A 23,790-nucleotide genomic window follows, 5' to 3' on the forward strand; every position below is an offset into this window, starting at 1 on the left:
CGTTCAAGATCCTATTGCACAACAGATTCGGGGGCTACTCAAGGCCGATCGGCACCGCCGCAGCCGCCGGGGACGGGGTGGCGGTGCCCCGGTTCGGCACCCTCCAACGGTCTTTACCCCGACGAAGCGGCAACTCGGGCCGCCAACAGTGGGTCGATGCGAGAGCGCAGTTCTTCGATGGTCGGAACGGTGCGGAACTGCTCGGCCCCGATGAAGAACGTCGGCGTGCCGATCACGCCGAGGCGGCGGCCGTGCTCCTTGACCCAGTTGATCGCCGCGATCGTCTTTTGATCGGTGAGGCAGGCGTCGAACTCGGCCCGCGTCATGCCCACCTCACGCGCCACCGCGAAGATCGCGTCGAGCCGGACCTCCTGGGAGACCCAGCGGGATTGATTGGCGAGGAAATGCTCGAAGAGCCGGTACGTGCGCTCTCCCCCCGCGCAGCGCGCGACGAGCCAAGCATTGCCGGAGCTGCGGCCGATGGGGAATTCGCGCAGGATGTAGTGCACCTTACCGGTGTCCACGTAGGCGCGCTTGAAGGCGGGCCATGTCTGCTGGTGGAAGGCCCGGCAATGCGGGCATGTGAGCGATGCGTACTCGACGAGCGTCACGGGGGCGTCGCTGCGGCCGAGGGTGATCTCGCCCAGCGGGCCGGCGGTCATGACGTCCGCGACGGTTGGCTCCGCGATGCGGTCCGGCCGCCCGGAAAAGGACGCCGTCGGAGTTGCGTCCCGACCGAGGGGGGCGGCGACCAGCGCGGTCTCGACCGGAGCGGCGGTGGCGCCGAGCGTGCCGGTTTCACCACCCGGCCGGCAGCCGCCGAGGGCAAGCAACGCGGCAACGAGCGCCATGGCCGGAGCGAGCGTATGGCGCCCGGAGCGGCCCGGTGCTCCGGATAGGCCCGATGCGCCGAATTCCATCACGTGTGGCTCCACGGCTTTCGTCTGGCCGGGCGGCATAAGCTACCCTGACTGGCGCGACGAATGGCATCCAATGGGAGCCGCGCGGGCGCCTCCTCGCTCACAGGTGAAGCAATCGGCGAGGCTGGGCAAGGGGTCGGCGCCTAACTGTCGAGGAAGGGCGCCATGACCTCTTCGATCTCCTGCAGGCTGTGGCCGCCCAACAACTTGATGCCGTTGATGAACAGGGTCGGGGTCGAATCGACACCGAAGGTGTCGCGCGCCCGGTTCTGGATCCACTTGATGTCGTCGAGGAGCTTTTGATCGCGCAAGCATCCCTCGAAGACTTCACGGGTCATCCCGGCCTGCTTGGCGTAACCGAAGAGGGCATCCACGCGCTGGTCGCCGGGAACGAAGGCCCACGTGTCCTGCTGCTTGAAGAGAACGTCGAGGAAGGGAAAAAAGGCGTCAGGCGAGCGAGCCGCGACGCAGCGCGCCAGCATGGCAGCGGCGGCCGAGTAGTTGTTGAGCGGAAACTCGCGGAAAATGAAGCGGACCTTGCCGGTGTCGATGTACTTCGACTTCAGTTCCGGGTGCACCGTGCGGTGGAAATTGCCGCAATGACCACACGTCATCGAAGCGTATTCGATGATGGTGACAGGGGCTTCGGCGGCGCCGATGGCCATGTCGGCGAGTTCGCCCGTCTGGAGCATGTCGGCCAGCTCGAACTTCGGGGCATCGGCAAGGCGCTGGGCGTGCGCGGGCCCGCTGCCACCGAAGAGGCCGACCGACAACCCTGAGCCGGTGGCGAGTGTCAGTGCGCCGAGACACGAGCCGAAGCCAGCCAGGACATCCCGCTTGGTCACCGCGCCGTCGCGACCGGGGATCGCACCACGAGTTGTCAAATCGTCCACCGTCCACTCCATCATGGCTCGAGCGAGCGCCGCAGGGGGGCGCCCCGTCGTCATCGGTATATAGTCATAATTCAGCCAAGGGGCACCAGTGTGGCGCGGCCTGTGTGGCCGCGCTCAAAAGCCCGTTATCCGGCAGTTTCGGGCGGACCGTCCGCCGGACGTCAGCTCAGCCGCCGTGCGACGCCGGCGGCGAGCCGGCCGAGGGCGCTTTCGAGGCGGGCATCGCCGGCCTCCGAAGGGGCTGTGCCCGCCCCTGCCTGCGGCGTCTGGCGCACGAAGCCGAGGCGGTGGGACGGTGGCTCGCTCGGCAGGCGGCTGGTGTCGAAGCGCGGTGCCCGGCTCGATGGCGCTGGTGCCGTCAGCACTTGGCGCGGACCGCCCGAGTGCGGCTTGGGCATGAAGCGCGCGACCACCGGGGCCTGGAGAATCTTCAGGTCGGTGACAGCGCGATAGCCGAAATGGGTGTTGATCCGCTCGAGGATCTGCGGTTTGCGGTGCTGGATTTCGAGGGCGCGGGCGCCGTCGACGCGCAACACGAGGGTCGCCCCCCGCTGGCCGGCCGCGCGATCACTCTCCAGCGTGGGCTCGGCGAGCGCGGCTTCCGCCATGCGCGGCCAGGTGAGGCGCTCGGGGTTGGTAAAGGCGGACAACTCGTCGCCGGCGATCTCGGGCCAATCGGTGATCAGGCTCGCGGCGTGGAAGCCATATTTCTCGAATGCCTTACGGGCGACGGCCGGCACGAATGCCCCGACCGCGGTCGGCTGGGCCGGTGCGAAAGCGCGGCGTTTGCCTGCGGCGGCTCCGAATCCCTCGGCTTCCTCGTCTGGCGCCCGCCTCGTCTCGGAGGGCGTCGACTTGCGACGATGTTGCGTCATGCGAATCCCCGATCATCCGCGAACGGTGGCCATATCCGTGACCAGACCGTCGGCGGAGCCCCACCCCAACACGGAACGCAACATGACAACCCGAGGCCGTCCGAAGGTGGCCTGTAGGCCTTCCCGACGGAAGTGGCCTCCCGGACCATTCCCCACTTTGCTCACCGTGCCTCGAAGGACACAGGCGTGGTGGCGACGATGGTCTGGCGCGCTTTCGCGAATCACCCCTCCAAACTAGCATGAGCGGCGAATCGCGTGCGAGACGGGCGGGAGCGCAAGCTGTGGACGCTGTTGCGGAAATGGCACGATCACCAAGCGACGAGACCATTGCAGGGGCGGTCGCGGACCTGCTCAGGGTCTGGTATCGAGAATCGCGACGCGATCTGCCGTGGCGAATGGAGCCCGGCGTACTCGGCGATCCCTACCGTGTCTGGCTGTCGGAAGTCATGCTGCAGCAGACGACGGTCAAAGCCGCGCTACCGTACTTTCAACGCTTCGTCGCGCGCTGGCCGACGGTCGGAGCACTGGCCGCGGCGCCGCGAGAGGAGGTGCTCGCGCACTGGGCGGGCCTCGGCTATTACTCGCGCGCCAACAATCTACATGCGTGCGCCAGGTTGGTTGTGGAAAAGCACGGTGGGCGCTTTCCAGAGAGCGAATCCGAGCTGAACGAGCTGCCCGGCGTCGGCCCCTACACGGCGGCGGCGATCGCCGCGATGGCCTTCGGCAAGTGCGCGACGCCGGTCGACGGGAACATCGAACGGGTCGTCGCGCGCCTCTTTGCCGTCGATCGGCCGCTGCCGGGTGCCAAGGATGTGCTGCGCGATCTCGCCCGGCGTCTGACGCCTGCGACCGGAGCCGGCGATTTCGCCCAGGCGATGATGGATCTCGGGGCCGGCGTCTGCACGCCGCGCCGGCCGTCCTGCATGATTTGCCCGCTCGAGGGTGTCTGCAGGGCGCGCGCCCTGGGACGACAGAGCGAGTTGCCGGCCCGGGCGGTGAAGGTCGAGCGACCGGTGCGCCGGGGGGCCGCTTTCGTCGCCTTACGCGAGGACGGTCATGTGCTCCTGCGGCGGCGGCCGCAGGGCGGGCTGCTCTCCGGCATGATGGAGGTGCCTTGCACCGAGTGGACGGAGGAGCCCCTTGATCGGCGCCAGGTGCTGCGCACCGTGCCGGTGCGTGCGCAGTGGTGGGCGGTGCCCGGGCAGGTCATCCACACCTTCACGCACTTCCGTCTGGAACTCGCGGTTTACCGCGCTGTCGTGCCGGCCGACGCGCAGTTGACGCTTTGGGCCGGGCAGGAACGTTGCAGCTGGGTGGCGCGGGGCGACCTCGCGGGCGAGGCATTGCCGAGTGTCATGCGCAAGGCCCTCGCCTTCGGTCTCGAGGAGGCGGGCGACGATTGAGGCCCGACCTCGGCTCTCGGACACGGCGGCGCACTAATCCGCCAACGCCCCCGCGGTGAGGCCGAGATGGCGGCGGGCGATCACGCGCAAGCGATCGATCGGCTCGAGGTTTGCGTCAGCGCCGGCACGGTAATGCCAGTAGGTCCATCCGTTGCATGCCTCGCGGCCGAGCTGCATGGCGCCGAGCTTGTGGATCGAGGCGCGCAGGCCACCCGCCGCGAGCGTGCCGTCGGCATGCACCTCGGCCGGCCGCTCACCGGTCGGATCGTAGAGCGTGGCGCCAGGCTCGATGATGCCGAGTTCGACGATGGTGCCGAACGGTACGCGTGGGTCGGTGCGCCGGCTGGGCGCCGGTTCGAGGAGGCTCGCCGGCAGGGTGCGAAGCGCGGCGATGCGGCGCTCGGCCGCGGTGGCGTAACCCTGATCGCGTTCGATGCCGATCCAGCGCCGGCCGAGACGGCGGGCGACGGCACCAGTCGTGCCGGTGCCGAAGAAGGGGTCGAGCACCACGTCGCCCGGATTGCTCGTTGCCAGGATCAACCGATAGAGCAGCGCTTCCGGCTTCTGCGTCGGATGGGCCTTGCGGCCATCTCCGGACTTGAGGCGCTCGGCACCCGAGCAGATCGGAAAGAGCCAATCGGAGCGCATCTGGAGGTCGTCGTTGCCGGCCTTCATGGCGTCGTAGTGGAAGGTGTAGCGCGCGCTCTTTGAGTGGGTTGCCCAAATCAGCGTCTCATGGGCGTTCGTGAAGCGGCGGCCGCGGAAGTTGGGCATCGGATTGGTCTTGCGCCAGACGATGTCGTTGAGCAGCCAGAAGCCGATGTCCTGGAGCGCAACGCCGAGCCGGAAGACGTTGTGGTAGGAGCCGATCACCCATATCGCGCCGTTCGGCTTCAGGACGCGGCGGCACTGGCCGAGCCAGGCCCGGGTGAAGCTGTCGTACTCGGCGAAACTGTCGAACTGGTCCCACTCGTCGTCGACGCCATCGACGCGCGAATTGTCGGGGCGAAGCAGCTCGCGTTCGAGCTGGAGATTGTAGGGCGGGTCGGCGAAGACGAGATCGACGGACGCGTCCGGCAGGTCGGCAAGCCGCTCGATACAGTCGCCGACGAGGACGCTGTCGAGGGGGAGACGCGGGGCACGTGTGGCAACGCGGGACGGACGCTTGGGCATCGGCAACTCGACTACACGGCGGCTCGGGCGCCAGGGCGCGGGCCGCGACAACAGGTCAACAACGAAGCCTAGGGGCTGGCATGCCGGTCGGCGGGTTGGAGTCTAGCCAAGTCCGCGCCGCTTTGGCCAGCATTCCCGACGCGCTGGTCATCAGAGACTGGGGCGCGGGACTAGTCGTGCGAGCGTGCGAGACGTTGGACGGTCGCCACTCAGTGCGGCGCATGGGACATCGTGCCGTTCGAAATGACGCAGGTCTCACCGACATGGGCGACGAACAGGATTCGGTCCGGGCGATCGCGCCACACATTGATAGCGAGCGTGTCGCCTGGGTGGACCGGGGCTGAAAAGCGAAGACCGAATGTGATGAGGCGAGACGGCTCGTCGTTGCAGACATGGGCGAGCAACTCTCGGGCGCAGATCCCGAGGGTGCACAGGCCGTGCAGGATGGGCGCGCCGAAGCCGCCGAGCCGGGCTGCGCCCGGATCGATATGGAGCGCGTTGAGGTCACCGGAGAGGCGATAGATGTGGGCCTGGTTCGGGGCGACCGTCGTGGTGAGTTCGAAATCGGGTAGGCGGGCCGGCACCGGGTGGCGGGCAAAGGCCGTCTCGCCGCTGCCCTCGAAGGGCGGGATGTCGCCGAGCACAGCGAAGCCCCGGCGGTATGAGCCGTTGACCATGCGCACGAGGGGGGTGCCGTCGCGGTCCAACACCTCGGTCTCAGTTTCGAGCAGGCAATTGGTTTGGCCCCGCGGGACGAGGGCGGTGAGGCGCGAGCGCACGAGGACGCTGCCGGCCGCCGGCATTGGAGCGAGGAACGTGATGTGACGTTCAGCATCGAGGTCGAGGGGTCCGATCGAGGGCGGGACGTGCGCCGGATCGAGCCGCAGGCCCCGGCCGCCCCAACGGATGGGGAAGGTCGGAAAGACCGCGAATTGCGGGTGCCGCTCATGGATGAAGCGAAGGGCGATCGAGCCGATGCCGACGGCGTAGAGCAGGACGTCGCGCTGGTCGTAGGTGATTTCGAGCGGTTCGGACCACGGGCCGGGGCGCCCATCGGGGAGCGCGGAGCGAGCATCATAGGTCGGCATGGGATCTCCCGGGTGGTGTGGCTTGGAGGCTCGCGCCACGAGGAGCGTGCGCGTCGGTCGTGCTCTCAGTCATGCCGGTTCCAAGGGGCGGCGGACGGAGCGCAGAGGCGGCGCACCGGGGCAAAGCTGCGGCGATGGTGCGGGGTCGGGCCGAGGCGGGCAAGGGCCTCGAGGTGGGCCGAGGTCCCGTAACCCATGTTGCTTTCCCAGCCGTAGCCCGGATGGCGGCGGGCAAGATCGGTCATCAAAGCGTCCCGCACGGTCTTTGCGATGATGGAGGCGGCTGCGATGGCGGCCATCCGCGCATCGCCGTCCACCACCGGCAGAGCGCACTCGACGCGACGGGCGAGGCCGGGCGGCAGCCGATTGCCGTCGACGAGGACGAGGGTGGGGATGGGGGGTGCTCGAAGCGAATGCGGGTTCCTGGCTCGGGCGGTGGGCCCATCGAGCAGATCGGTGAGCGCGCCCTCCATCGCCAGCATGGTCGCCTCGAGGATATTGACGCGGTCGATGGTCGCGACGTCGACGATGGCGATGCCAACGCTGGCGCTTTCGCGGATGGCGAGGGACAGGCGCTCGCGCGCGGCGGGCGAGAGGCGCTTCGAATCGTCTATGCCCGTGCAGTCGGTGCGTGCGCCGAGACGGACCGCTGCGGCCACGACCGGCCCGGCGAGCGGTCCGCGACCAGCTTCGTCGATGCCGACGATCGCGGGGGCGGGCTTGCGCGCGGCGATCGCTTCCAGCGCCTGGTGCCCGCTGACCTCAACCGGCCGGCTGCTCCCGGCGAGTTCGGCAACGATTTCGGCAAGGCTCGCTGCCAGTCTCGGTTGCCTCGGCTTCATCTCGGATCGCGCGCTCCTTCGTGGTCCACTCGGCGAAGGTCGTCAGAAAAGGCGCAATTGCGCCTCGCCCGGCGCGTCGGGGCGCACGAAAAGGTCGGTGCGCAGGATCCGACGATCGGCGTTGAGGCCGAACCTGCGGCAGGCGAGACGAAAGCGCATGCCGATCTGCTCGGCGAAGGGGCCGCGGCCCCGCTGACGCACACCCCACTCGGACTCATAGTCGCGCCCACCCCTCATCGACTGCATCAGGTGGATGACACGAGCGGCCCGGTCCGGGAAGCTCTCCGTCAGCCATTCCCGGAACAGCGTCGCGATCTCGAGGGGCAGACGCAAGAGGACGTAACCGGCTTCGCTCGCACCAGCCTCGGCGGCCTTCTCGAGAATGGCCTCGATCTCGTGGTCGGTGAGGCCTGGCACGATCGGGGCGACCATGACCGAGGTCGGCACCCCCGCTTCCGCGAGCCGGGCGATGGCCTCGAGCCGGCGGCCCGGGGTTGCCGCGCGGGGCTCCATCGATCGCGCGGTGCGCCGGTCGAGCGTGGTGACGGAGATCGCCACCTTGACCAGATCGCGCTTGGCCATGCGCGAAAGGATGTCGAGATCGCGGAGCACGAGGGCCGACTTGGTGACGATGCCGACGGGATGGTGGGCCGCTTCGAGTACCTCGAGGATGCGCCGCGTCAGGCCCCGCTCGCGATCGACCGGCTGGTAGGGGTCGGTCACGGTGCCGAGCGCGATGGTCATGGGCCGATAACCTTTGGCCGAGAGTTCGCGGGTCAGCACTTCGGGCGCATCGACCTTGGCCGTCAGACGGGTTTCGAAGTCGAGGCCCGGCGAGAGGCCGAGGTAGGCATGGGGCGGGCGCGCATAGCAGTAGATGCAGCCGTGCTCGCAGCCCCGATAGGGATTGATGGACTGTGAGAAGCTGATGTCGGGGCTGTCGTTTCGCGTTATGACGGAGCGCGCTTTTTCCTCCTTTACGACGGTGGTCAGCGGCTCGAGTTCGGCGAGCGATTGCCAGCCGTCGTCGAACTGCTCGCGCCGCTCGCTCTCGAAGCGCCCGCTTGCGTTGCTGACGGCACCACGGCCGCGACGACGCGGCCCGGCGATCACGGCGCCGTCGCCGCTTGGGAAATCGTCGGGCTGTTCCTCGTGCATGGTCGCCGCCGCTCCACTCGCGCGGCACCGACGCAATCATCGGAGCCGGTCCGCCGATCGAATCTTAGTCAACCGAAACGAACATATCAAGAACATAAAACGATCGAAGCACGCGCCCGAGATCATCGTGACTGCGACTTGCCGGCGGAACGAACCGCCTGTAACGATCGGCGGGGCCAAATTTCCGGGTGCGCGACTTCAGCCACGGGCACCCGGGCGCTCGCGCGCGAGGGGGCATGATCTCGGTCGTCATTCCAACGCTCAACGCGGCCCGCACGCTGCCCCACACGCTCGCATCGCTGGTGCCGGGCATGGTGGAGGGCATCGTCAAGGAGGTGGTGGTCGTCGACGGCGGCTCGAGCGACGCGACACTCGCGATCGTCGAGGAGGCGGGCGCGCGGCTCGTTGCCTCGGCGCGTGGCCGGGGAACGCAGCTCGCGGTAGGGGCCGAGGCCGCGCGCGGCGATTGGCTGCTTTTCATCCACGCCGACACCGTGCTCGAAGAAGGATGGGTGCGGGAGGTGCGCGGGCTCGTCGAGAGCGAGCGTGTGCGATGTGCCAGCGGGAGTGCGAATGCGCGGGCGGCGGCCTTTCGCTTCGCGCTCGACGATCATGGCGCCGGGCCGAGGGTGCTCGAGCAACTCGTCGGCTGGCGCTGCGCGCTGCTCGGTCTGCCTTACGGGGATCAGGGCCTGCTCGTGCATCGCCAGCGCTACGAGAATGCCGGAGGGTTTCGCGACATCCCGCTGATGGAGGATGTCGACCTCGTCGGCCGGCTCGGTCGCGGGAGCATCGTCATGCTGCGGACGCGTGCGGTGACGAGCGCCGAGCGCTTTCGCCGGAGCGGCTACGTCAAGCGCTCGGCCCGCAATCTCTTCTGCCTCACGCTTTTTTATCTCCGCGTGCCGCCGCGCATGCTCGCAAGGCTCTACGGCTCGTGAGGCATGTGCCGAAGCGGGGCGTGAATGCGGTGCGCCATGGCGCCGACAACGGGCGTGTTCCGGCGACCGTCATCGTCATGGCCAAGCTGCCGCGGGTCGGGCGGGTGAAGACGCGGCTCGGGCGCGCGATCGGACGCGGGCGGGCAACCCAGCTCTATCGCCATATGGTGGCGGGGCTGGTCGCGCGCATCGGGCGTGACCCCCGGTTCCGTGTGGTGCTGGCGGTGAGCCCAGACAATGCCCTGGCCGACCGGTTCTGGCCATGCCACCTCGCACGCACGGCACAGGGCGCCGGTGACCTCGGCGTGCGCATGCAGCGTCTCCTCGAGCGGGCGTTGGCCGGGGAGGAGGCCGGGCGTCCGGGCGGGGCGACGATCCTGATCGGCACCGATCTGCCGGCGGTCGATGCGCCGGTACTGGCGACGGCATTCGCCCGCCTCAAGGGAGCCGATGCCGTCCTCGGGCCGGCCGAGGACGGGGGCTTCTGGCTGGTCGGCTGGCGGGGCGGACGCGCGATGCCCGATCTGTTCGAGGGGGTCACCTGGTCGGTGTCCTCGACGCTCGCCGAGACCAAGGCCAATCTCGAAGGCCGGCGGGTGGCTCACGCCGCGACGCTCGGGGATCTCGATACGCGCGCGGATCTCGATCGGCTCGGGCGGCTGATCGGCCGGCGGGTTCTGCCGGCCGCAGGGCGCGGTGGCGCCAGCGTGCCACCGCGCCCGATCGGTGTGATCTAGAGGTTGAGTTGATAGGTGGCCGCAGCCCAGCGGTAGCTTGCACCCTGGCGCTCGACGTAGCCGACCGCGGGGAACGGCATATGGTAGCCCGCTGACAGCAGCTTGTCGGTCGCCGCCATGTCGAGGATGCGCTTGCGGCTGGCGACGGCCCGCTCCTTGTCCATGTCGAAGCGGACGTGCCAGTCCGGGCGCTCCAGCGAGGCCACGTAGTGGTTGCAGGCATCACCCCAGAGCAGCATGCCCTTGCCTTCGCTCTCGAGGCGGAAGGCCATGTGTCCGGGCGTGTGGCCGCTGGCATCGACGCTCGAGATGCCGGTGACGACATCGTCGCCGGGTTTGAGGAAGGTGAACTTTTCGGCGAGCGGGACGACATTCGACTGCACGAGCTTGCCGACTCGCTCGGTCGGGCCACTGGCGCGCTCGGCCGGCGACCAGAAGTCGTATTCAGCGGCCGCGGTCACGTAGCGGGCGTTGGGAAACAGCGGCTTACCGTCTTCCATCAAACCGCCGATGTGGTCCGGGTGCATGTGTGTGATGGCGACGACGTCGACGTCGGCGGGTGCGATGCCGGCCTCGGCGAAGCGGGCCGCGAGCAGGCCGGCGTTGGGTCGGCGGCCGACACCGTTACCGGCGTCGAACATGACGAGCGCTGCGCCAGTATTGACGACCACGGGTGTGAAACCGATCTCCAGTTTGGTCGCCGGAAGAAAGCGCTCCTCGACGAGCGCCGCGACCTCGGACTGCGAAACGTTCTCTCCGAAAATCGGATGGGGGCCGTCGAGCTGAATGGCGCCGTCGAAGATCGTCGTGACCTCGAAAGCGCCGAGCTTGAAGCGGCGGAAGGTGGGCGCTGCCGGGCCCAGCATCGGGGCCTTGGCGGTGGCGGGGGTCGGTGCCGTCAGGGTCGCGAGCGCCGGTAGTGTGGCGGCGGCTCCGGCGGCGAGAACGAATTGGCGGCGATCGAGGGAGGTCAACCGGGTCATCGCGAACTCCTTGGGTGCTTTGCTGGATGCTGTCGGGGCTCGATGGTGTCGGGTGCTGGTGGGTGCTTCGAGCGCACCTCGGTGTGCTTTGGTGTTGCTTTGCGATTTCTTCAAGGTCGCGTCGAGGTCGTCCGGGTCCGGCGAGCGCGAGGCGGTGGCGAGAGTGCCGCGCGGGCTGCAGGAGCCGACCGATAGAGAGCCGAAGACGAGCCGGTCGGCAACGCCCATGGCGCACCTCCGTGCCACCTCACCAAGAGTTGAGCGGGCGCCCGCGCGACAGGGGGTGCGCGCTCGAGGAACAGCGAACGGCGTTCCGCTCAAACTTTTCTGGCTGTTCCAGAAGATTTTTGAAGAACTCTGCTCTAAGATGCGGCCATCACGCACACGGGCGGCAACTCGAGACGCTGTCACACACCACGGCGGACGGTGTCGAAACATCAACGGGAGTTTGCGATGCTCAGTTTGAGACGAATTGTCGGTATCGCGGCAGCGATGCTCGCGGCGCTGACGGCGCCGACCCTGGCCAACGCCAAGGAACGACATGCCATCATCATCGCCAACAAGGATTACACGCACGCGGCCGGCGTCGATTTCGCGATGCGCGATGCCGATGCCATCGAGACCATGGTCACCGGAGCTCTCGGCGTGCCGGCGCGCAACGTCATCCGGATCAACAATGCGACGCTCGGCGACATGCGCGCGCTTTTCGGCAGTCAGAGCGCGGCGGGCCGCGTGCAGAACATCGTGACGCAGCCCGATGCCGAGGTGTTCGTCTATTTCGCCGGCCACGGCTCCAAGGAGACGGTCGGTGGCGGCGGCGATGCCAAGCCGTTCCTGATGGCGGTCGATTCGCGACCGGACAATCTCGTGCACACGGGCTTCTCGCTCGACGACATGATCGAGCAGTTGAAGCGCCTGCGTGATCAGAAGCTGCCGGAAGGCCGCGTGACCCTGGTTCTCGAGAGCTGCTTTTCCGGGCGCTCACAGGCCGGCGATCTGCTGACCAACCGCAGCGCTCCGATCCATGGTGCGCCCGTGATCGTGACCAAGCGCGCACCGGTCGCCGACGATGGCTTCCTCATCCTCGCCGCCGCGCAGGGCGACGAATTCGCGGTCTGGGATACCGAGTACAAGCAGAGCGTGTTCACCGATGCGCTCGTGCTCGGCATGTTCGGCGAGGCCGACGACAGCCGCTTCGGCGGCAATGCGGACGGCAGCGTGACGCTTGGCGAGATCGAGTCGTTCGTCGCCAACCGCGTCGCAACCCGCCTCCAGGCCCTGCAGCCGGGCGTCCGTCAGGTGCCGGACATCGCTGGCGGCACGGCCGGCGATATCCTCGTGGAGACGGCGAGCGTGGTTTCGATGCCGCCCCAGGTCATCACCCGTCAGCATCGCGAGAAGCTGCAGTCGGGTTCGCTTCTGGCGCGGCTCGACATCGACGGCATCCAGGACTACCTGCGGACCTGCATCTACTGCCCGAGGGGCGACGAACTGCGTGCGGCGGTGCGTGACAACCAGCGTAAGGCGCAGGTCTGCGCGCTGGAAGCGGCAACGGTCGAGCGACTGCTCGAAAACGGCACGGTCGCCGAGATCGAGGTCTTCAACCAGGATTGCGAGTGCTGCGCACGCAAGGCCGAATTGCTGTCCCGGGTGGCCTCGCTGCGCGGTGAGACCGTGACCGATACCGGCAACGCCGGGGCCGGCGCCGTGAACGCGGGCACGGCCGCGGCAGACCAGGCTGGAAGCACCGGTGCGGCGCCCGCGGCGACGGGCACGCCCGCCACGCCGGGTGCGGCCGTTGCGCGTGCCGATGCCGCGGCGGAAGAGGCTGAAGCGATCGTGGAGCCGGAGAATCTGGCACTCGCGCTCCAGGAAGAGCTGAAGCGCGTCGGCTGCCTCAATGGTGCGGTGGACGGAATCTGGGGTAACCAGAGCCGGGGTGCGTTGCAGCGCTTCGCCAAGGAGGTCGAGGGCCGTTTCGACACGGACGAGCCTTCGCTGGAGGCCTATGCCCTCGCCTCGGAGATCGAGGATCAAGTCTGTGAGGCGCCGTCGCGGACCGTCAACCAGCCGCGCCGCACGACGACGCGGCGGGAGACCACCGCGGCGCCCAAGAAGGTGACCCCGCGCACGACGACGCGCCGTGCCAGCACCACGCAAGAGGCGACGCCGCGCAAGCGGACCACGCGTACGACCACGACGCGCACCGCGCCCAAGAAGACGACGACGCGGACGGCTACACGCACCGCCCCGAAGAAGACAACGACGACCAGTGGCGGCAGCGCGACCATTGGTATCGGCGGCATCAGAATCGGTATCGGTGGCGGCAGCAGCAGTTCCGGCAGCAGCAACCCCGGCCTCAACCGGCAGTGCAACCGCTATGGAAACTTCTGCTGACGCGGACTGCGAACACGATACGATGAATAGAGAGGGCGCCGCGGCGATCGCGGCGCCCTCGGCATTTGCGGCACTGGCGTTCAGCAGGCGCGCGTAAGATTTCAGCGTTCCGACAACCGCGGCATGATCTCGACGAAGTTGCAGGGCCGGTGGCGGTTGTCGAGCTGGAAGGCGAGGATGCCGTCCCAGGCATCGCGGCAGGCGCCTGGCGAGCCCGGCAAACAGAAGACGTACGTGCCGTTGGCGAGGCCGCCACAGGCCCGCGACTGCAGCGTCGATGTGCCGATCTTCTCCCAGCTCAGCATGTGGAAGGCGACGGAAAAGCCCTCGATCTCCTTTTCAAAGAGTGGGCGGACGGCCTCGGGTGTCAGATCACGGCCGGTGAAGCCCGTGCCGCCCGTGGTGATCACCACATCGACGGAGGGATCGGCGATCCAGGCCGTGACCCTGGCGCGGATCGTGGCCACCTCGTCGCGTACGATGGCGTGTTCGACGAGCGTGTGGCCGGCGCCGCGCACCCGTTCTGCGAGCAGGGTGCCGGATTTGTCGTCCGCGAGGCTGCGCGTGTCGGAAACCGTCAGCACGGCAATGCGGACGGCGATGAAGGGGCGGCTCTCGTCGATGCGGTTCATGGTGGCCTCTTGATCCTTCGGTTCGAGCCGGTCAACGTCGCGCGCTGGCTCAGTGCGTTCTGGCCGATTCCGGTGCGCCCTCGAGCGCGAGCTTGAGGCGCAGGAGGTCCGACCAGGTGTCGCGCTTCGCGCCGGGAGTTCGGAGCAGGTAGGCGGGATGGAAGGTCGCGAGGACCCTGCGCCCGGCCCCGGCGGCGAACGGCAGCGCCATCCAGCGGCCGCGCAGGCGTTTGATGCTTTCTTCGTTCGCGAGCAGATGGTTGGCGGCCGGCCGTCCGAGCAGCAAGACGAATTCGGGATCGACCAGCGCCATCTGGCGCTCGAGGAACGGGCGGCAGGCCTCGACCTCCTCGGCGGTCGGGTTGCGGTTTCCGGGTGGCCGCCAGTAGACGATGTTGGTGATGTGGACATCGCCCTCGTCGAGACCGATGGCGGCCAGCATGCGGTCCAGTAGCTGGCCGGCGGGGCCGACGAAGGGTTTGCCGCGCTGATCCTCCTCGCCACCGGGCGCTTCGCCGATGACCATCAGGCGCGCCCGTTCGACACCGCGAAAGTAGCAGAGCGAGCGGGCGGTGCGCTTCAAGGGGCAGCCGTCGTAATTCGCCAGGATCGCGTGGAGGGCGGCGAGGGAGGGGGCGGCGAGAATGCGTGCGCGGGTGGCCTCGTCGAGGGTGGTCGGGGCTTTCGGTGCGGCAGGCCCGGGTCTGGCGGCAGGGGCATCGGGCAGAGGGCGCCGAGACGTGGTCGCGCCCGTGGGGGCGGGTGGTGTCGCAACGCGCGCGTTCGCACCTGGTTGGGCAACCGACTGGCGGGAGGCAGGCGCCGGTGCGCGGTGTGCGGTTGGAGCGGCGATGCCGCCCGAGATAATCGGGTCACCCGCCCCGCCTGGTGCGAGCGCCGCGGACTTGGCGAACCAGTCGGTGGCCGTCTCGCCGAAGTCGAGCGTCACGCCGGCCTCGCGATACCAATCGATGAAGGCGGTCACCGCCTGCAGTTCACGGTCGGGGGTCATCGGTCGCACCTTCGAGCGTCGGAACGGGTCGGCGATCATGTCGCAAGCCGACGCGCAGTTGAAAGGCCGTACGGTCTCTTTATACAGGCCCTCGAGGTTGGATTGAACCGGGGACCCGGCGGTGTGAGCGCACGTGCCGGGGCGTGGGATTGCAGAGAGGACGATAGGCGGTCATGGCCAGGAGCACGGACGCGCTGCCCGAGCGCGAGGCGATGGAGTTCGACGTCGTGGTGGTGGGCGCGGGGCCGGCCGGCCTCGCGACCGCGATCCGGCTGATGCAACTCGCGGGCGAGAAGGGGCAGGAAATCTCCGTCGTGGTTCTCGAGAAGGGTGGCGAGGTCGGAGCGCACATACTTTCGGGCGCGGTGATCGATCCGATCGGGCTCGATCGTCTCATCCCGGATTGGAGGCAGAAGGGCGCGCCGATCGAAACGCCTGTCAAGGAGGATCGCTTCCTCTTCCTCGGGCCGGCGGGCGACATGCGATTGCCGAACTTCGCCATGCCGCCGCTCATGAACAACCATGGCAACTACATCGTCTCGCTCGGCGCCGTCACCAAGTGGCTCGGCGAGCAGGCCGAGGCGCTCGGCGTCGAAATCTTCCCGGGCTTTGCCGCAGCCGAGGTGCTCTATGCCGACGACGGCTCGGTCAAGGGCGTCGCGACCGGCGACATGGGGATCGGCAAGGACGGCGAGCCGACGGCCAACTTCACGCGCGGCATGGAATTGCATGCCAAGTACACGATCATCGCCGAAGGCGTGCGCGGCTCTCTCGCCAAGGAGATCATCGGCAAGTTCGATCTCGACGAGGGGCGCGAGCCGCAGAAGTTCGGCATCGGACTCAAGGAACTCTGGGAGGTCGCCCCGGAGAACCACCGCCCGGGCCTCGTCCAGCATTCCTTCGGCTGGCCGCTCGACAGCCGGACGGGCGGTGGCTCGTTCCTCTACCACTATGGGAAAAACCTCGTCTCCGTCGGCTTCGTGGTCCATCTCAACTACAAGAACCCGCACCTGAGCCCGTTCGAGGAGTTCCAGCGCTTCAAAACGCACCCGGCGATCGCCCCGACGTTCTCGGGAGGAAAACGGATCGCCTACGGCGCGCGCGCGATCACGGAGGGCGGATGGCAGTCGGTGCCGCAGCTCGTCTTTCCGGGCGGTGCCCTCGTCGGCTGCTCGGCGGGCTTCGTCAACGTGCCGCGCATCAAGGGCTCGCACAACGCCATCCTCTCCGGGATGATGGCGGCGGAGGCGGCGTTCGATGCGATCGTGGCGGGGCGCTCGGGCGATCAGCTCGATGCCTACCAGGAGGCGTTCTGGCATTCCGACATCGCGCGCGACCTCAAGAAGGTGCGCAACGTCAAGCCGCTCTGGTCGCGTTTCGGCACGTGGATCGGCATTCCGCTCGGCGCCCTCGACATGTGGATCAATACGATCATCCCGGGCGGGCTCTTCACGCTCGGGCACGGCAAGCCGGACCATGCGGCGCTGGAGCCGGCCGCCAAGCACAAGCCGATCGTTTATCCGAGGCCCGATGGCGTCCTGACGTTCGATCGGCTGACGAACGTTTCCTTTTCCGGCACGAACCACGACGAGGACCAGCCGGTGCACCTCAAGGTGCGCGACTCAGACTTGCAGAAGCGGAGCGAACTCGCGATCTTCGCGGGGCCGTCCAACCGCTATTGTCCGGCGGGCGTTTACGAGTGGGTGGACGACGGGGCGGGAAGCAAACGCTTCCAGATCAACGCGCAGAACTGCGTGCACTGCAAGACCTGCGACATCAAGGATCCCAACCAGAACATCAACTGGACGGTACCGCAGGGCGGCGAGGGACCGGTCTATCCGGGGATGTAGAGGGGGGCGGGGGGCCTTCACCCCACCTCCACCGCCGCTCCGAGGCGCGCCCGGTCCGGAACGATCCCGAGGCCGGGAGCAGACGGAGGGGAAAACTGGTGGCGTTCGAGGTGGCCGCCACCTTCCGCGACGCGCGTCTCGAAATAAACGCGCATGTCGATTCCGGCGATGAGCAGGTCCGGCGGGGTTGCCATCGCGAGATGGAGCGTAGCGTGCGTTCCCACGTCGGCCACCCAGCTGTCGTCGATTTTCATCTTGAGACCATGGGCGATGCATAGGTCGCGCGCGGTGCGCGCCGGTGCGAGCCCGCTCTGGAAGGTCGGCTTGATGCCGATGCCGGCGAAAACGCCAGCGGTGCAGGCCCTTGCCACTACGTCCAGCCCGGTCACGCACTGGTCGAGCACGACGGGCACGCCGAGGTCCGCAGCGAGAGCGCGGTTCTCATCGAAGCTGTCCGTCGGCTCCTCCCAGAGGATGCGGGGGTCGGAAAACCGGGGCATGACGCTGCGGGCGGTCTCCGGTGACCAGCCGCCGTTGGCATCGCAGAGGAGAACATCGCCCGCCACGAGGTCACCGGCGAGGCGCTCGATGCGGGCGATGTCGTCCGCGGGCGGCGTTTCGCCCCCGACTTTCATCTGGAAGACGCGACAGCCGTCCGTGCGGGCGGCAGCGGCCTCATCGGCCATCGCGGTCGGCGATGCCTGGCTGATCGAGCGGTAGGTCGGGATGGCGGCGGCGCACGCGCCGCCGAGAAGAGAGGACATCGGCAGGTTCGCGGCGCGGGCGACCACGTCGTATAGGGCCGTGTCCAGGGCCATCGTCAGGTTCGACAAGTCGAAGGCAACGGGGCCGAGGCGGTCGAAAACCTCGGCCCGGTTGCTGGCATCCGCGCCGAGGACAGGGGCGAGACGGGAGCGAAAGAGCGCGATCCGCTCCGGTTTGCTCGGCACCGGGGAATTGCCGGCCTTCCTTGCGATCTCACCCCAGCCCGTAGCGCCGTCCGCCGTCACGACCTCGAGGAGGCAATTTCCGAGATGCGTGCGATGACCGTAGGAGGTGGCGAAGCCTCCGCCGACGAAGGCGAGGTCGAGGGGATAAAGCCGGATTGCCTCGATGCGTGTCATGAAGCGCCCCCACCATACTGCGGTCGCGGTCAATCCCGGTAGTTTTCGCCCTTGCGGTCGAGGAGGCGAAGCATCGACGGCCAGACGCGAATACCCGAAGGTGGAACCTCCGGCGCGCCCTTGTAGCGGAACAACCCGTCGACGATGGCATCCGAGGCCAGCACCGGCTTCTGGCCGCTCGCCAGAACGTCGACCTGAATCTTGCAGGCCATCTCCAGATAGTAGAGATAATAAAAGCACTCGGCGGCGCTGCGCCCGACCGCGAGGAGACCGTGATTGCGCATGACGAGGAGATATTTATCCGCGATATCGCGGGCGAGTGCCGCGCATTCCTCCTCGGCGGTCGTCACGTCCTGGTAGTCGTGGTAGGCGACCGTCGGAATGATCATGTTGGCGTGCTGGGAGAGCGGCAGGATCGGGCAGTCCATGCAGGAAACCGCCGCACCGGCGCGCGAGTGCGTATGTGCCGCGAACCTGATTTCCGGGCGTGCCGAATGGATCGCCGAGTGGATGAGATGGCCGGCGAGGTTCGGTTCGCAGTCGCCCGAAACGAGGTTGCCGTCGAGGTCCATCTTGATCAGGTTGGAAGCCGTCACCTCGTCCATCATCAGGTGGTCCGGCTTGATGATGTAGTGGTGGGGGTTGTCGGGCGAGCGGGCGCTGAGGTGGGTGTAGATGAGGTCGGTCCAGCCGAAGTGAACGTAGAGGCGATGAAAGGCGGCTAGTTCGATGCGGGTCTGCCACTCCGCCGGACTCATGTCCGGTCGGTGGCCGGGCCCCTGATCGGCAATACGCTGGACGTTGGACATGGGGTGGCTCCCTTTGGTTCGACGATCCTCCAGCCTGCGACGGACCGTCGACCTTGACAAGACGCGTCGGTGCCTTCCGGTCATGTGTTCCGCGAATATCGCTAGGCTCATTCGGCGTCGACCCAACGCCAAGCGCCGCTCGCAAGCCCCGCGAGCGTCCATGGGCCGACGGAAAAGCGCACGAGGCGCAATGTCGGATGGCCGATGGCGGCCGTCATGCGGCGCACCTGACGGTTGCGGCCTTCGGTGATGGTGATTTCGAGCCAGCAGTCGGGCACGCTCTTGCGGAAGCGAACCGGTGGCGTGCGAGGCCAGAGGTGGGGGGGCTCGGGGATGCGGCGTGCACGGGCGGTCGCGGTCGGGCCGTCCTTCAAGGTGATGCCGGCGCATAGCGCGGCGAGGTCCGTGGCATCGGGCTCGCCCTCGACCTGCACCCAATAGGTCTTGGGCGTCTTGCTGCGCGGGTCCGCAAGGCGGGTCTGGAGGCGGCCGTCGTCGGTCAGCACGAGGAGCCCCTCGCTGTCGCGGTCGAGGCGGCCGGCCGGATAGACGCCGGGAATGGGAATGAAATCGGAGAGCGTGCGACGGGCGGTCCCTGCCTCGGCTCCGAGCCGATCGGTGAACTGCGAGAGCACGTCGAACGGCTTGTTGAAGAGGATCGTTCGCGCCATGGGCGCACGGTGCCTCTCCGGTGCGGCACGCGCAAGCGCGAAGCGGCGCGCATGAAGCAGGGGGCGCGCACATGCGGACGGCTGTGGTGGGCGCGCCATCGGACGAAAACACTTTCGGATTTGTGAAAGGTCGGCGGCCAACTGCTGTATACGGATGGTCGAGCCTCGCCCAATGGATGGACAGGCTGGCCGAGCCGGGTGCGACGACGCCCGGGTTTCAAGGGAACACAGCGATGCGATTGAAAGCGATGGCGTTCGCAATTCTTGCGGCGACGACGATGACGGCTGGGGTGGCCACCGTCGAGGCGGCCGTGCGGCCCCTGCAGCTGGCGCCCGTTGCGCAGTCGCTCGTTCCCGTCAGCGACAACGGCAATTGCAGCTGGTTCGCTATCACCGTCTGTTCGCGCAACTGGCAAGGGGCCCAGACAGGCGTCGACAACTACGGCGGCGAGGTCATCGACACCAACGACGTCGACGGGTTCAGGCCCGGCTGGTTCTGCGCGGTCTACCGGGGCTACGACAAGGCGGATGCGGAGGATTTCGAGAACCAGGCCCGCCGGCGCGGGGCCACGACCGCGTACGTCAAGCATGGCTGCGAGTAGACGCGCGGGTAACTTGCCGGGACATGGCGGGCCGGGCTGCTCGTTCGCACGCCCGGCCGTCGGTCGGGACCTGCCAGGGCGCACGGCGACGCGTCAGGCACCCCGGATTCGATCCGGCCAGGTCGATCAGTGCGCCAGCGCCTTGACGATTTCCTCCGTCATCTTCTTGGCATCGCCCAGCACCATCATGGTGTTGTCGCGATAGAAGAGCGGGTTGTCGATGCCGGCATAACCCGAGGCGAGCGAGCGCTTGTTGAACAGCACGGTGCCGGATTTCCAGACCTGGAGCACCGGCATACCATAGATCGGGGAGGAGGGATCGTCCTCGGCGGCGGGATTTGTCACATCGTTGGCGCCGATCACGTAGACGACGTCGGACTGCGGGAAATCGCTGTTGATGTCCTCGAGTTCGAAGACCTCGTCATAAGGCACGTTCGCCTCTGCGAGCAGGACGTTCATGTGTCCCGGCATGCGGCCGGCGACGGGGTGGATGGCGTATTTGACCTCCACACCTTCGCTCTTGAGATTGTCTGCCATCTCGCGAAGTGCGTGCTGGGCCTGGGCGACCGCCATGCCGTAGCCGGGCACGATGATGACGCGCGAAGCGTTCTTCATGAGGAATGCGGCATCCTCGGCCGAGCCGCGCTTGACGGTGCGCTGCACGCCGTCGTCGGCTGCCGCCACCGCCTCGCCGCCGAAGCCACCGAGGATGACGGAGATGAACGAGCGGTTCATGCCCTTGCACATGATGTAGGAGAGAATCGCGCCCGAGGAGCCGACCAGCGCGCCGACGATGATGAGCGCCGTGTTGCCGAGGGTGAAGCCGATGCCGGCGGCTGCCCAGCCGGAATAGGAGTTCAGCATCGAGACGACGACCGGCATGTCGGCGCCGCCGATCGGGATGATGATGAGGATGCCGAGGGCGAGGGAGGCCGCGACGATCAGCCAGAAGGCGAGCTGCGAGCCACTCGAGATGAACCACCAGACGAGCACGGCGATGGCGACGGCGAGCGCGATGTTGATGAGATGGCGGGCCGGCAGCATGATCGGCGCGCCGGACATGCGACCGTCGAGCTTGGCGAAGGCGATGACGGAGCCCGTGAAAGTAATCGCGCCGATGGCCACGCCGAGGGCCATCTCGAAGAGACTGGCGCCGACGATGGCGCCGTTCGCATCGAGAATACCGAAGGCGCCCGGTGCCGCGAGCGCGCCGGCGGCAACGAACACCGCGGCGAGGCCGACCAGGGAGTGGAATGCGGCGACCAACTGCGGCATCGCCGTCATCGGTATGCGACCGGCGATGTAGGCGCCGATGCCGCCGCCGACGCCGAGGCCGGCGAGGATCAGCAGCCACGACATCGTGTCGATCGGACCGGCTGTCGCCAGGGTCGTCAGGATCGCGATCGCCATGCCGGCCATGCCGAGCATGTTGCCGCGGCGCGACGTTTCGGGAGAGGAAAGTCCACGGAGCGCCATGATGAAGAGCACGCCGGAGACGAGATAGAGAAGGGCGACGACGTTGGCGCTCATGTCAGCTTCCTAGGAGGTTGGCCACGGGGCCTGTGCAATTCGGGCGGTGGCGAAGAGGGAGCAGGTGCCAAGGCGCGCAATGGCGCGCCGAAACGCTCACTTCTTTTCCTTCTTCTTGTACATGGCGAGCATGCGCTGGGTGACCAGGAAGCCGCCGAAGATGTTCACCGAGGCCATCACGAGAGCGAGGAAGCCGAAGACGCGGGCGAGAGTGGAGCCGTCCGTGATGGCGGGTACCGCAACGGCGAGCAGCGCACCGACCACGATCACGGAGGAAATCGCGTTGGTCACCGACATAAGCGGCGTATGCAGCGCGGGCGTCACGCTCCAGACCACGTAGTAGCCGACGAAAATGGCGAGGACGAAAAGACCGAAGCGATAGACGGTCGGGTCGATCTGGTCGCCGCCCGCCGCGAGCGCCGGGCCGGCAAGCGATACGAGCGCTGCAACCATCGTGGCCAGCGTGGCGAGGCGGGGCATCATGCGGCCTGCTCCTTCTTGACGAGGGCCGGGTGTACGATGGCGCCGCCATCGGTCACCAGCGTGCCCTTGATGATCTCGTCGGCCATGTCGACGACGACGCCCTCCTTGTCCTTGCCGACCATGAGTGAGAGGAACGAAAGGAGGTTCTTGGCATAGAGGGACGAGGCGTTGACCGGCAGCCCGGCCGCGACGTTGCGCGGCCCGAGGATGGTGACGCCATTGTCGGTGACGATCGACTGGCCCGGAACGGTCAGTTCGCAGTTGCCACCCCGCTCGGCGGCGAGGTCGAAGACGACCGCACCAGGATGCATGCTCTCGACCATCGCCCGAGAGACGAGGCGGGGCGCCGGGCGGCCAGGGATGAGCGCGGTGGTGACCACGATGTCCTGCTTGGCGATGTGGCCAGCGACGAGCGCGGCCTGCTTGGCCTTGTAGGCGTCCGACATTTCCTTGGCGTAACCGCCGGCGGTCTCGGCTGCCTTGAACTCCTCGTCCTCGACCGCGATGAACTTGGCGCCGAGCGAGGCGACCTGCTCCTTGGCGGCGGGGCGCACGTCCGTCGCGGTGACGACCGCGCCGAGGCGGCGGGCGGTGGCGATGGCCTGGAGGCCGGCAACACCTGCCCCCATGACGAAGACACGGGCGGCGGGCACGGTGCCGGCCGCCGTCATCATCATCGGCATGGCCTGGCCGAACGCGGCGGCGGCATCGACGACGGCCTTGTAGCCCGCGAGGTTCGACTGGGAGGAGAGCACGTCCATCGACTGGGCGCGGGTGATGCGGGGCATCAGGTCCATCGCGAAAGTGCGGATGCCGAGGCCGGCGAGGGCTTCGAGGTCGGGACGGTCGTCGAACGGATTGACGATGGCGGCGACAATGGTGCCGGGCTTCAGATAGGCGCGGTCGCCATCGCCCGGCCGGCGCACCTTCAAGAGAATGTCGGCGCCCGCGAGCGCTTCGCCGGCCGAGCCGACGACATCGGCGCCGGCCTCGCGATAGCTCTGATCGAGAAAGCCAGAGCGGCGCCCGGCGTCGGTTTCCACGCGCACCTTGCAGCCGAGGCCGATCAGTTTCTTGGCCGTCTCCGGGGTGACGGCGACGCGGGGCTCGTCGGGGCCCTCCCGTGTCACGGCGATGGTCGGCATCGTGGCATCATCCAATGGTTCGGGGTCGAAACTGACGGCAGCTGTCGTGGCGCCGTGGCGCGAACCGTCAGCTGCAACGGCGGGCCGGGACATCGCCCCAACGGTCCGCCGTGGGCGAATGCAATCAGAGTAGCGTCCAGGCCATGCCCACAAGAATTACGACGCAGGCTATGGTGCCCCAAACGAAGGCGCTCACGAACCCCTTGTAGGTGCGTCCATGCTCCGCGTAGTCCATGGCCGGATGGCCCTTCATATTGTCGATATCCATGGGGTCCCCTCGTTTCGGTGGCAGGTCCCGGGCCGTCGGCGCGATGCCAGCCGGCCGCGTGCCCCCCTCACGTATTCCAATCCATGCGGTTATCGAATGACGGCCGCGTTGCCAAGGGTGGTTGCCGTTTCGGCCGCGCGATTGCCAAAGAAAAGCCGCACGCGACTGGTTGGCGCGAGTGGTCCACGGTAGGGACGGGTCGCTCGCTGTCGAGCCGGTGTGAGACCGGCGGTCCGCGGGCGGGGATGGGGCTA

At 67.7% G+C, this 23,790-nt stretch carries 23 protein-coding genes; 6 read left to right on the top strand and 17 right to left on the bottom strand.

Annotated elements, in window-relative coordinates:
- Positions 1 to 113 precede the first annotated feature (113 nt).
- The 3 genes from GC150_01170 to GC150_01180 all read right to left on the bottom strand — a co-directional run bounded on the left by GC150_01170 (position 114) and on the right by GC150_01180 (position 2,688).
- Positions 114 to 851, bottom strand: a complete 738-nt coding sequence (locus GC150_01170; protein MBI1383510.1) for a thioredoxin domain-containing protein — start codon at positions 849 to 851, stop codon at positions 114 to 116.
- 212 nt (positions 852 to 1,063) lie between these two features.
- Positions 1,064 to 1,825: a thioredoxin domain-containing protein gene (locus tag GC150_01175; protein MBI1383511.1), complete on the bottom strand. Its 762-nt coding sequence runs from the start codon at positions 1,823 to 1,825 to the stop codon at positions 1,064 to 1,066.
- A gap of 149 nt (positions 1,826 to 1,974) precedes the next feature.
- Positions 1,975 to 2,688, bottom strand: coding sequence for a DUF721 domain-containing protein (locus GC150_01180; protein MBI1383512.1), 714 nt, complete (start codon positions 2,686 to 2,688; stop codon positions 1,975 to 1,977).
- A gap of 299 nt (positions 2,689 to 2,987) precedes the next feature.
- On the opposite strand from GC150_01180, the gene mutY reads away from it, so the two are divergent.
- Positions 2,988 to 4,091, top strand: coding sequence for an A/G-specific adenine glycosylase (gene mutY, locus GC150_01185; GenBank protein MBI1383513.1), 1,104 nt, complete (start codon positions 2,988 to 2,990; stop codon positions 4,089 to 4,091).
- Between the two features lie 33 nt (positions 4,092 to 4,124).
- On the opposite strand, the gene GC150_01190 is transcribed toward mutY, so the two are convergent.
- From GC150_01190 to GC150_01205, 4 genes are all read right to left on the bottom strand, one after another.
- Positions 4,125 to 5,264 (bottom strand): site-specific DNA-methyltransferase, encoded by a 1,140-nt coding sequence (locus GC150_01190; protein ID MBI1383514.1) that lies wholly within the window; start codon positions 5,262 to 5,264, stop codon positions 4,125 to 4,127.
- A 209-nt stretch (positions 5,265 to 5,473) separates the two neighbouring features.
- Entirely contained in the window at positions 5,474 to 6,352 is an 879-nt protein-coding gene (locus GC150_01195) for a hypothetical protein (GenBank protein ID MBI1383515.1), read from the bottom strand.
- Between the two features lie 65 nt (positions 6,353 to 6,417).
- Positions 6,418 to 7,194, bottom strand: coding sequence for a ribonuclease HII (locus tag GC150_01200; protein MBI1383516.1), 777 nt, complete (start codon positions 7,192 to 7,194; stop codon positions 6,418 to 6,420).
- Between the two features lie 42 nt (positions 7,195 to 7,236).
- The gene (locus tag GC150_01205) at positions 7,237 to 8,352 is read right to left on the bottom strand and encodes a PA0069 family radical SAM protein (GenBank protein MBI1383517.1); all 1,116 of its coding nucleotides are present in this window, start codon (positions 8,350 to 8,352) and stop codon (positions 7,237 to 7,239) included.
- Between the two features lie 236 nt (positions 8,353 to 8,588).
- Here GC150_01205 and GC150_01210 point away from each other — a divergent pair, with 236 nt between their 5' ends.
- Together GC150_01210 and GC150_01215 are read left to right on the top strand one after the other, a co-directional pair.
- Positions 8,589 to 9,293, top strand: coding sequence for a glycosyltransferase (locus GC150_01210; GenBank protein ID MBI1383518.1), 705 nt, complete (start codon positions 8,589 to 8,591; stop codon positions 9,291 to 9,293).
- A gap of 77 nt (positions 9,294 to 9,370) precedes the next feature.
- A complete protein-coding gene (locus GC150_01215; GenBank protein ID MBI1383519.1) occupies positions 9,371 to 10,030 on the top strand; it encodes a DUF2064 domain-containing protein in 660 nt (219 codons plus the stop codon).
- On the opposite strand, the gene GC150_01220 is transcribed toward GC150_01215, so the two are convergent.
- Positions 10,027 to 11,013 carry an MBL fold metallo-hydrolase gene (locus GC150_01220; protein MBI1383520.1) on the bottom strand — a complete coding sequence of 329 codons (987 nt, stop codon included), beginning with the start codon at positions 11,011 to 11,013 and terminating at the stop codon, positions 10,027 to 10,029. The two genes, GC150_01215 and GC150_01220, sit on opposite strands and share 4 nt — an antisense overlap.
- Positions 11,014 to 11,466: 453 nt before the next feature.
- Between GC150_01220 and GC150_01225 the strand changes: the two genes are divergently transcribed.
- Entirely contained in the window at positions 11,467 to 13,410 is a 1,944-nt protein-coding gene (locus GC150_01225) for a hypothetical protein (protein MBI1383521.1), read from the top strand.
- A gap of 101 nt (positions 13,411 to 13,511) precedes the next feature.
- Here the strand turns inward: GC150_01225 and moaB are convergent, their stop codons facing one another.
- Both moaB and GC150_01235 read right to left on the bottom strand, forming a co-directional pair.
- Positions 13,512 to 14,042 (bottom strand): molybdenum cofactor biosynthesis protein B, encoded by a 531-nt coding sequence (gene moaB / locus GC150_01230; protein MBI1383522.1) that lies wholly within the window; start codon positions 14,040 to 14,042, stop codon positions 13,512 to 13,514.
- Between the two features lie 49 nt (positions 14,043 to 14,091).
- Positions 14,092 to 15,054, bottom strand: a complete 963-nt coding sequence (locus tag GC150_01235; protein MBI1383523.1) for a uracil-DNA glycosylase — start codon at positions 15,052 to 15,054, stop codon at positions 14,092 to 14,094.
- Positions 15,055 to 15,227: 173 nt separating this feature from the next.
- Here GC150_01235 and GC150_01240 point away from each other — a divergent pair, with 173 nt between their 5' ends.
- Positions 15,228 to 16,904 (top strand): NAD(P)-binding protein, encoded by a 1,677-nt coding sequence (locus GC150_01240; protein ID MBI1383524.1) that lies wholly within the window; start codon positions 15,228 to 15,230, stop codon positions 16,902 to 16,904.
- 17 nt (positions 16,905 to 16,921) lie between these two features.
- Here GC150_01240 and GC150_01245 read toward each other — a convergent pair whose 3' ends face one another.
- From GC150_01245 to GC150_01255, 3 genes are read right to left on the bottom strand one after another with little or no spacing between them, the layout of a single operon-like run.
- On the bottom strand, positions 16,922 to 18,028 hold the full coding sequence (locus GC150_01245) for a hypothetical protein (GenBank protein MBI1383525.1): 1,107 nt from the start codon (positions 18,026 to 18,028) through the stop codon (positions 16,922 to 16,924).
- 29 nt (positions 18,029 to 18,057) lie between these two features.
- Positions 18,058 to 18,999 carry a hypothetical protein gene (locus GC150_01250; GenBank protein MBI1383526.1) on the bottom strand — a complete coding sequence of 314 codons (942 nt, stop codon included), beginning with the start codon at positions 18,997 to 18,999 and terminating at the stop codon, positions 18,058 to 18,060.
- Positions 18,945 to 19,607 carry a pseudouridine synthase gene (locus GC150_01255; protein MBI1383527.1) on the bottom strand — a complete coding sequence of 221 codons (663 nt, stop codon included), beginning with the start codon at positions 19,605 to 19,607 and terminating at the stop codon, positions 18,945 to 18,947. Before GC150_01255 ends, GC150_01250 begins: the two co-directional genes overlap by 55 nt.
- A 134-nt stretch (positions 19,608 to 19,741) precedes the next feature.
- On the opposite strand from GC150_01255, the gene GC150_01260 reads away from it, so the two are divergent.
- Entirely contained in the window at positions 19,742 to 20,110 is a 369-nt protein-coding gene (locus GC150_01260) for a hypothetical protein (protein MBI1383528.1), read from the top strand.
- Positions 20,111 to 20,236: 126 nt separating this feature from the next.
- On the opposite strand, the gene GC150_01265 is transcribed toward GC150_01260, so the two are convergent.
- The 4 genes from GC150_01265 to GC150_01280 all read right to left on the bottom strand — a co-directional run bounded on the left by GC150_01265 (position 20,237) and on the right by GC150_01280 (position 23,536).
- A complete protein-coding gene (locus GC150_01265; GenBank protein ID MBI1383529.1) occupies positions 20,237 to 21,640 on the bottom strand; it encodes an NAD synthetase in 1,404 nt (467 codons plus the stop codon).
- 96 nt (positions 21,641 to 21,736) lie between these two features.
- Entirely contained in the window at positions 21,737 to 22,123 is a 387-nt protein-coding gene (locus GC150_01270; protein ID MBI1383530.1) for an NAD(P) transhydrogenase subunit alpha, read from the bottom strand.
- Entirely contained in the window at positions 22,120 to 23,268 is a 1,149-nt protein-coding gene (locus GC150_01275; protein ID MBI1383531.1) for a Re/Si-specific NAD(P)(+) transhydrogenase subunit alpha, read from the bottom strand. Before GC150_01275 ends, GC150_01270 begins: the two co-directional genes overlap by 4 nt.
- Before the next feature lie 124 nt (positions 23,269 to 23,392).
- A complete protein-coding gene (locus GC150_01280; protein ID MBI1383532.1) occupies positions 23,393 to 23,536 on the bottom strand; it encodes an aa3-type cytochrome c oxidase subunit IV in 144 nt (47 codons plus the stop codon).
- Between the last annotated feature and the right edge of the window lie 254 nt (positions 23,537 to 23,790).

The organism is Hyphomicrobiales bacterium (assembly GCA_016125495.1).
GTDB lineage: Bacteria > Pseudomonadota > Alphaproteobacteria > Rhizobiales > RI-29 > RI-29.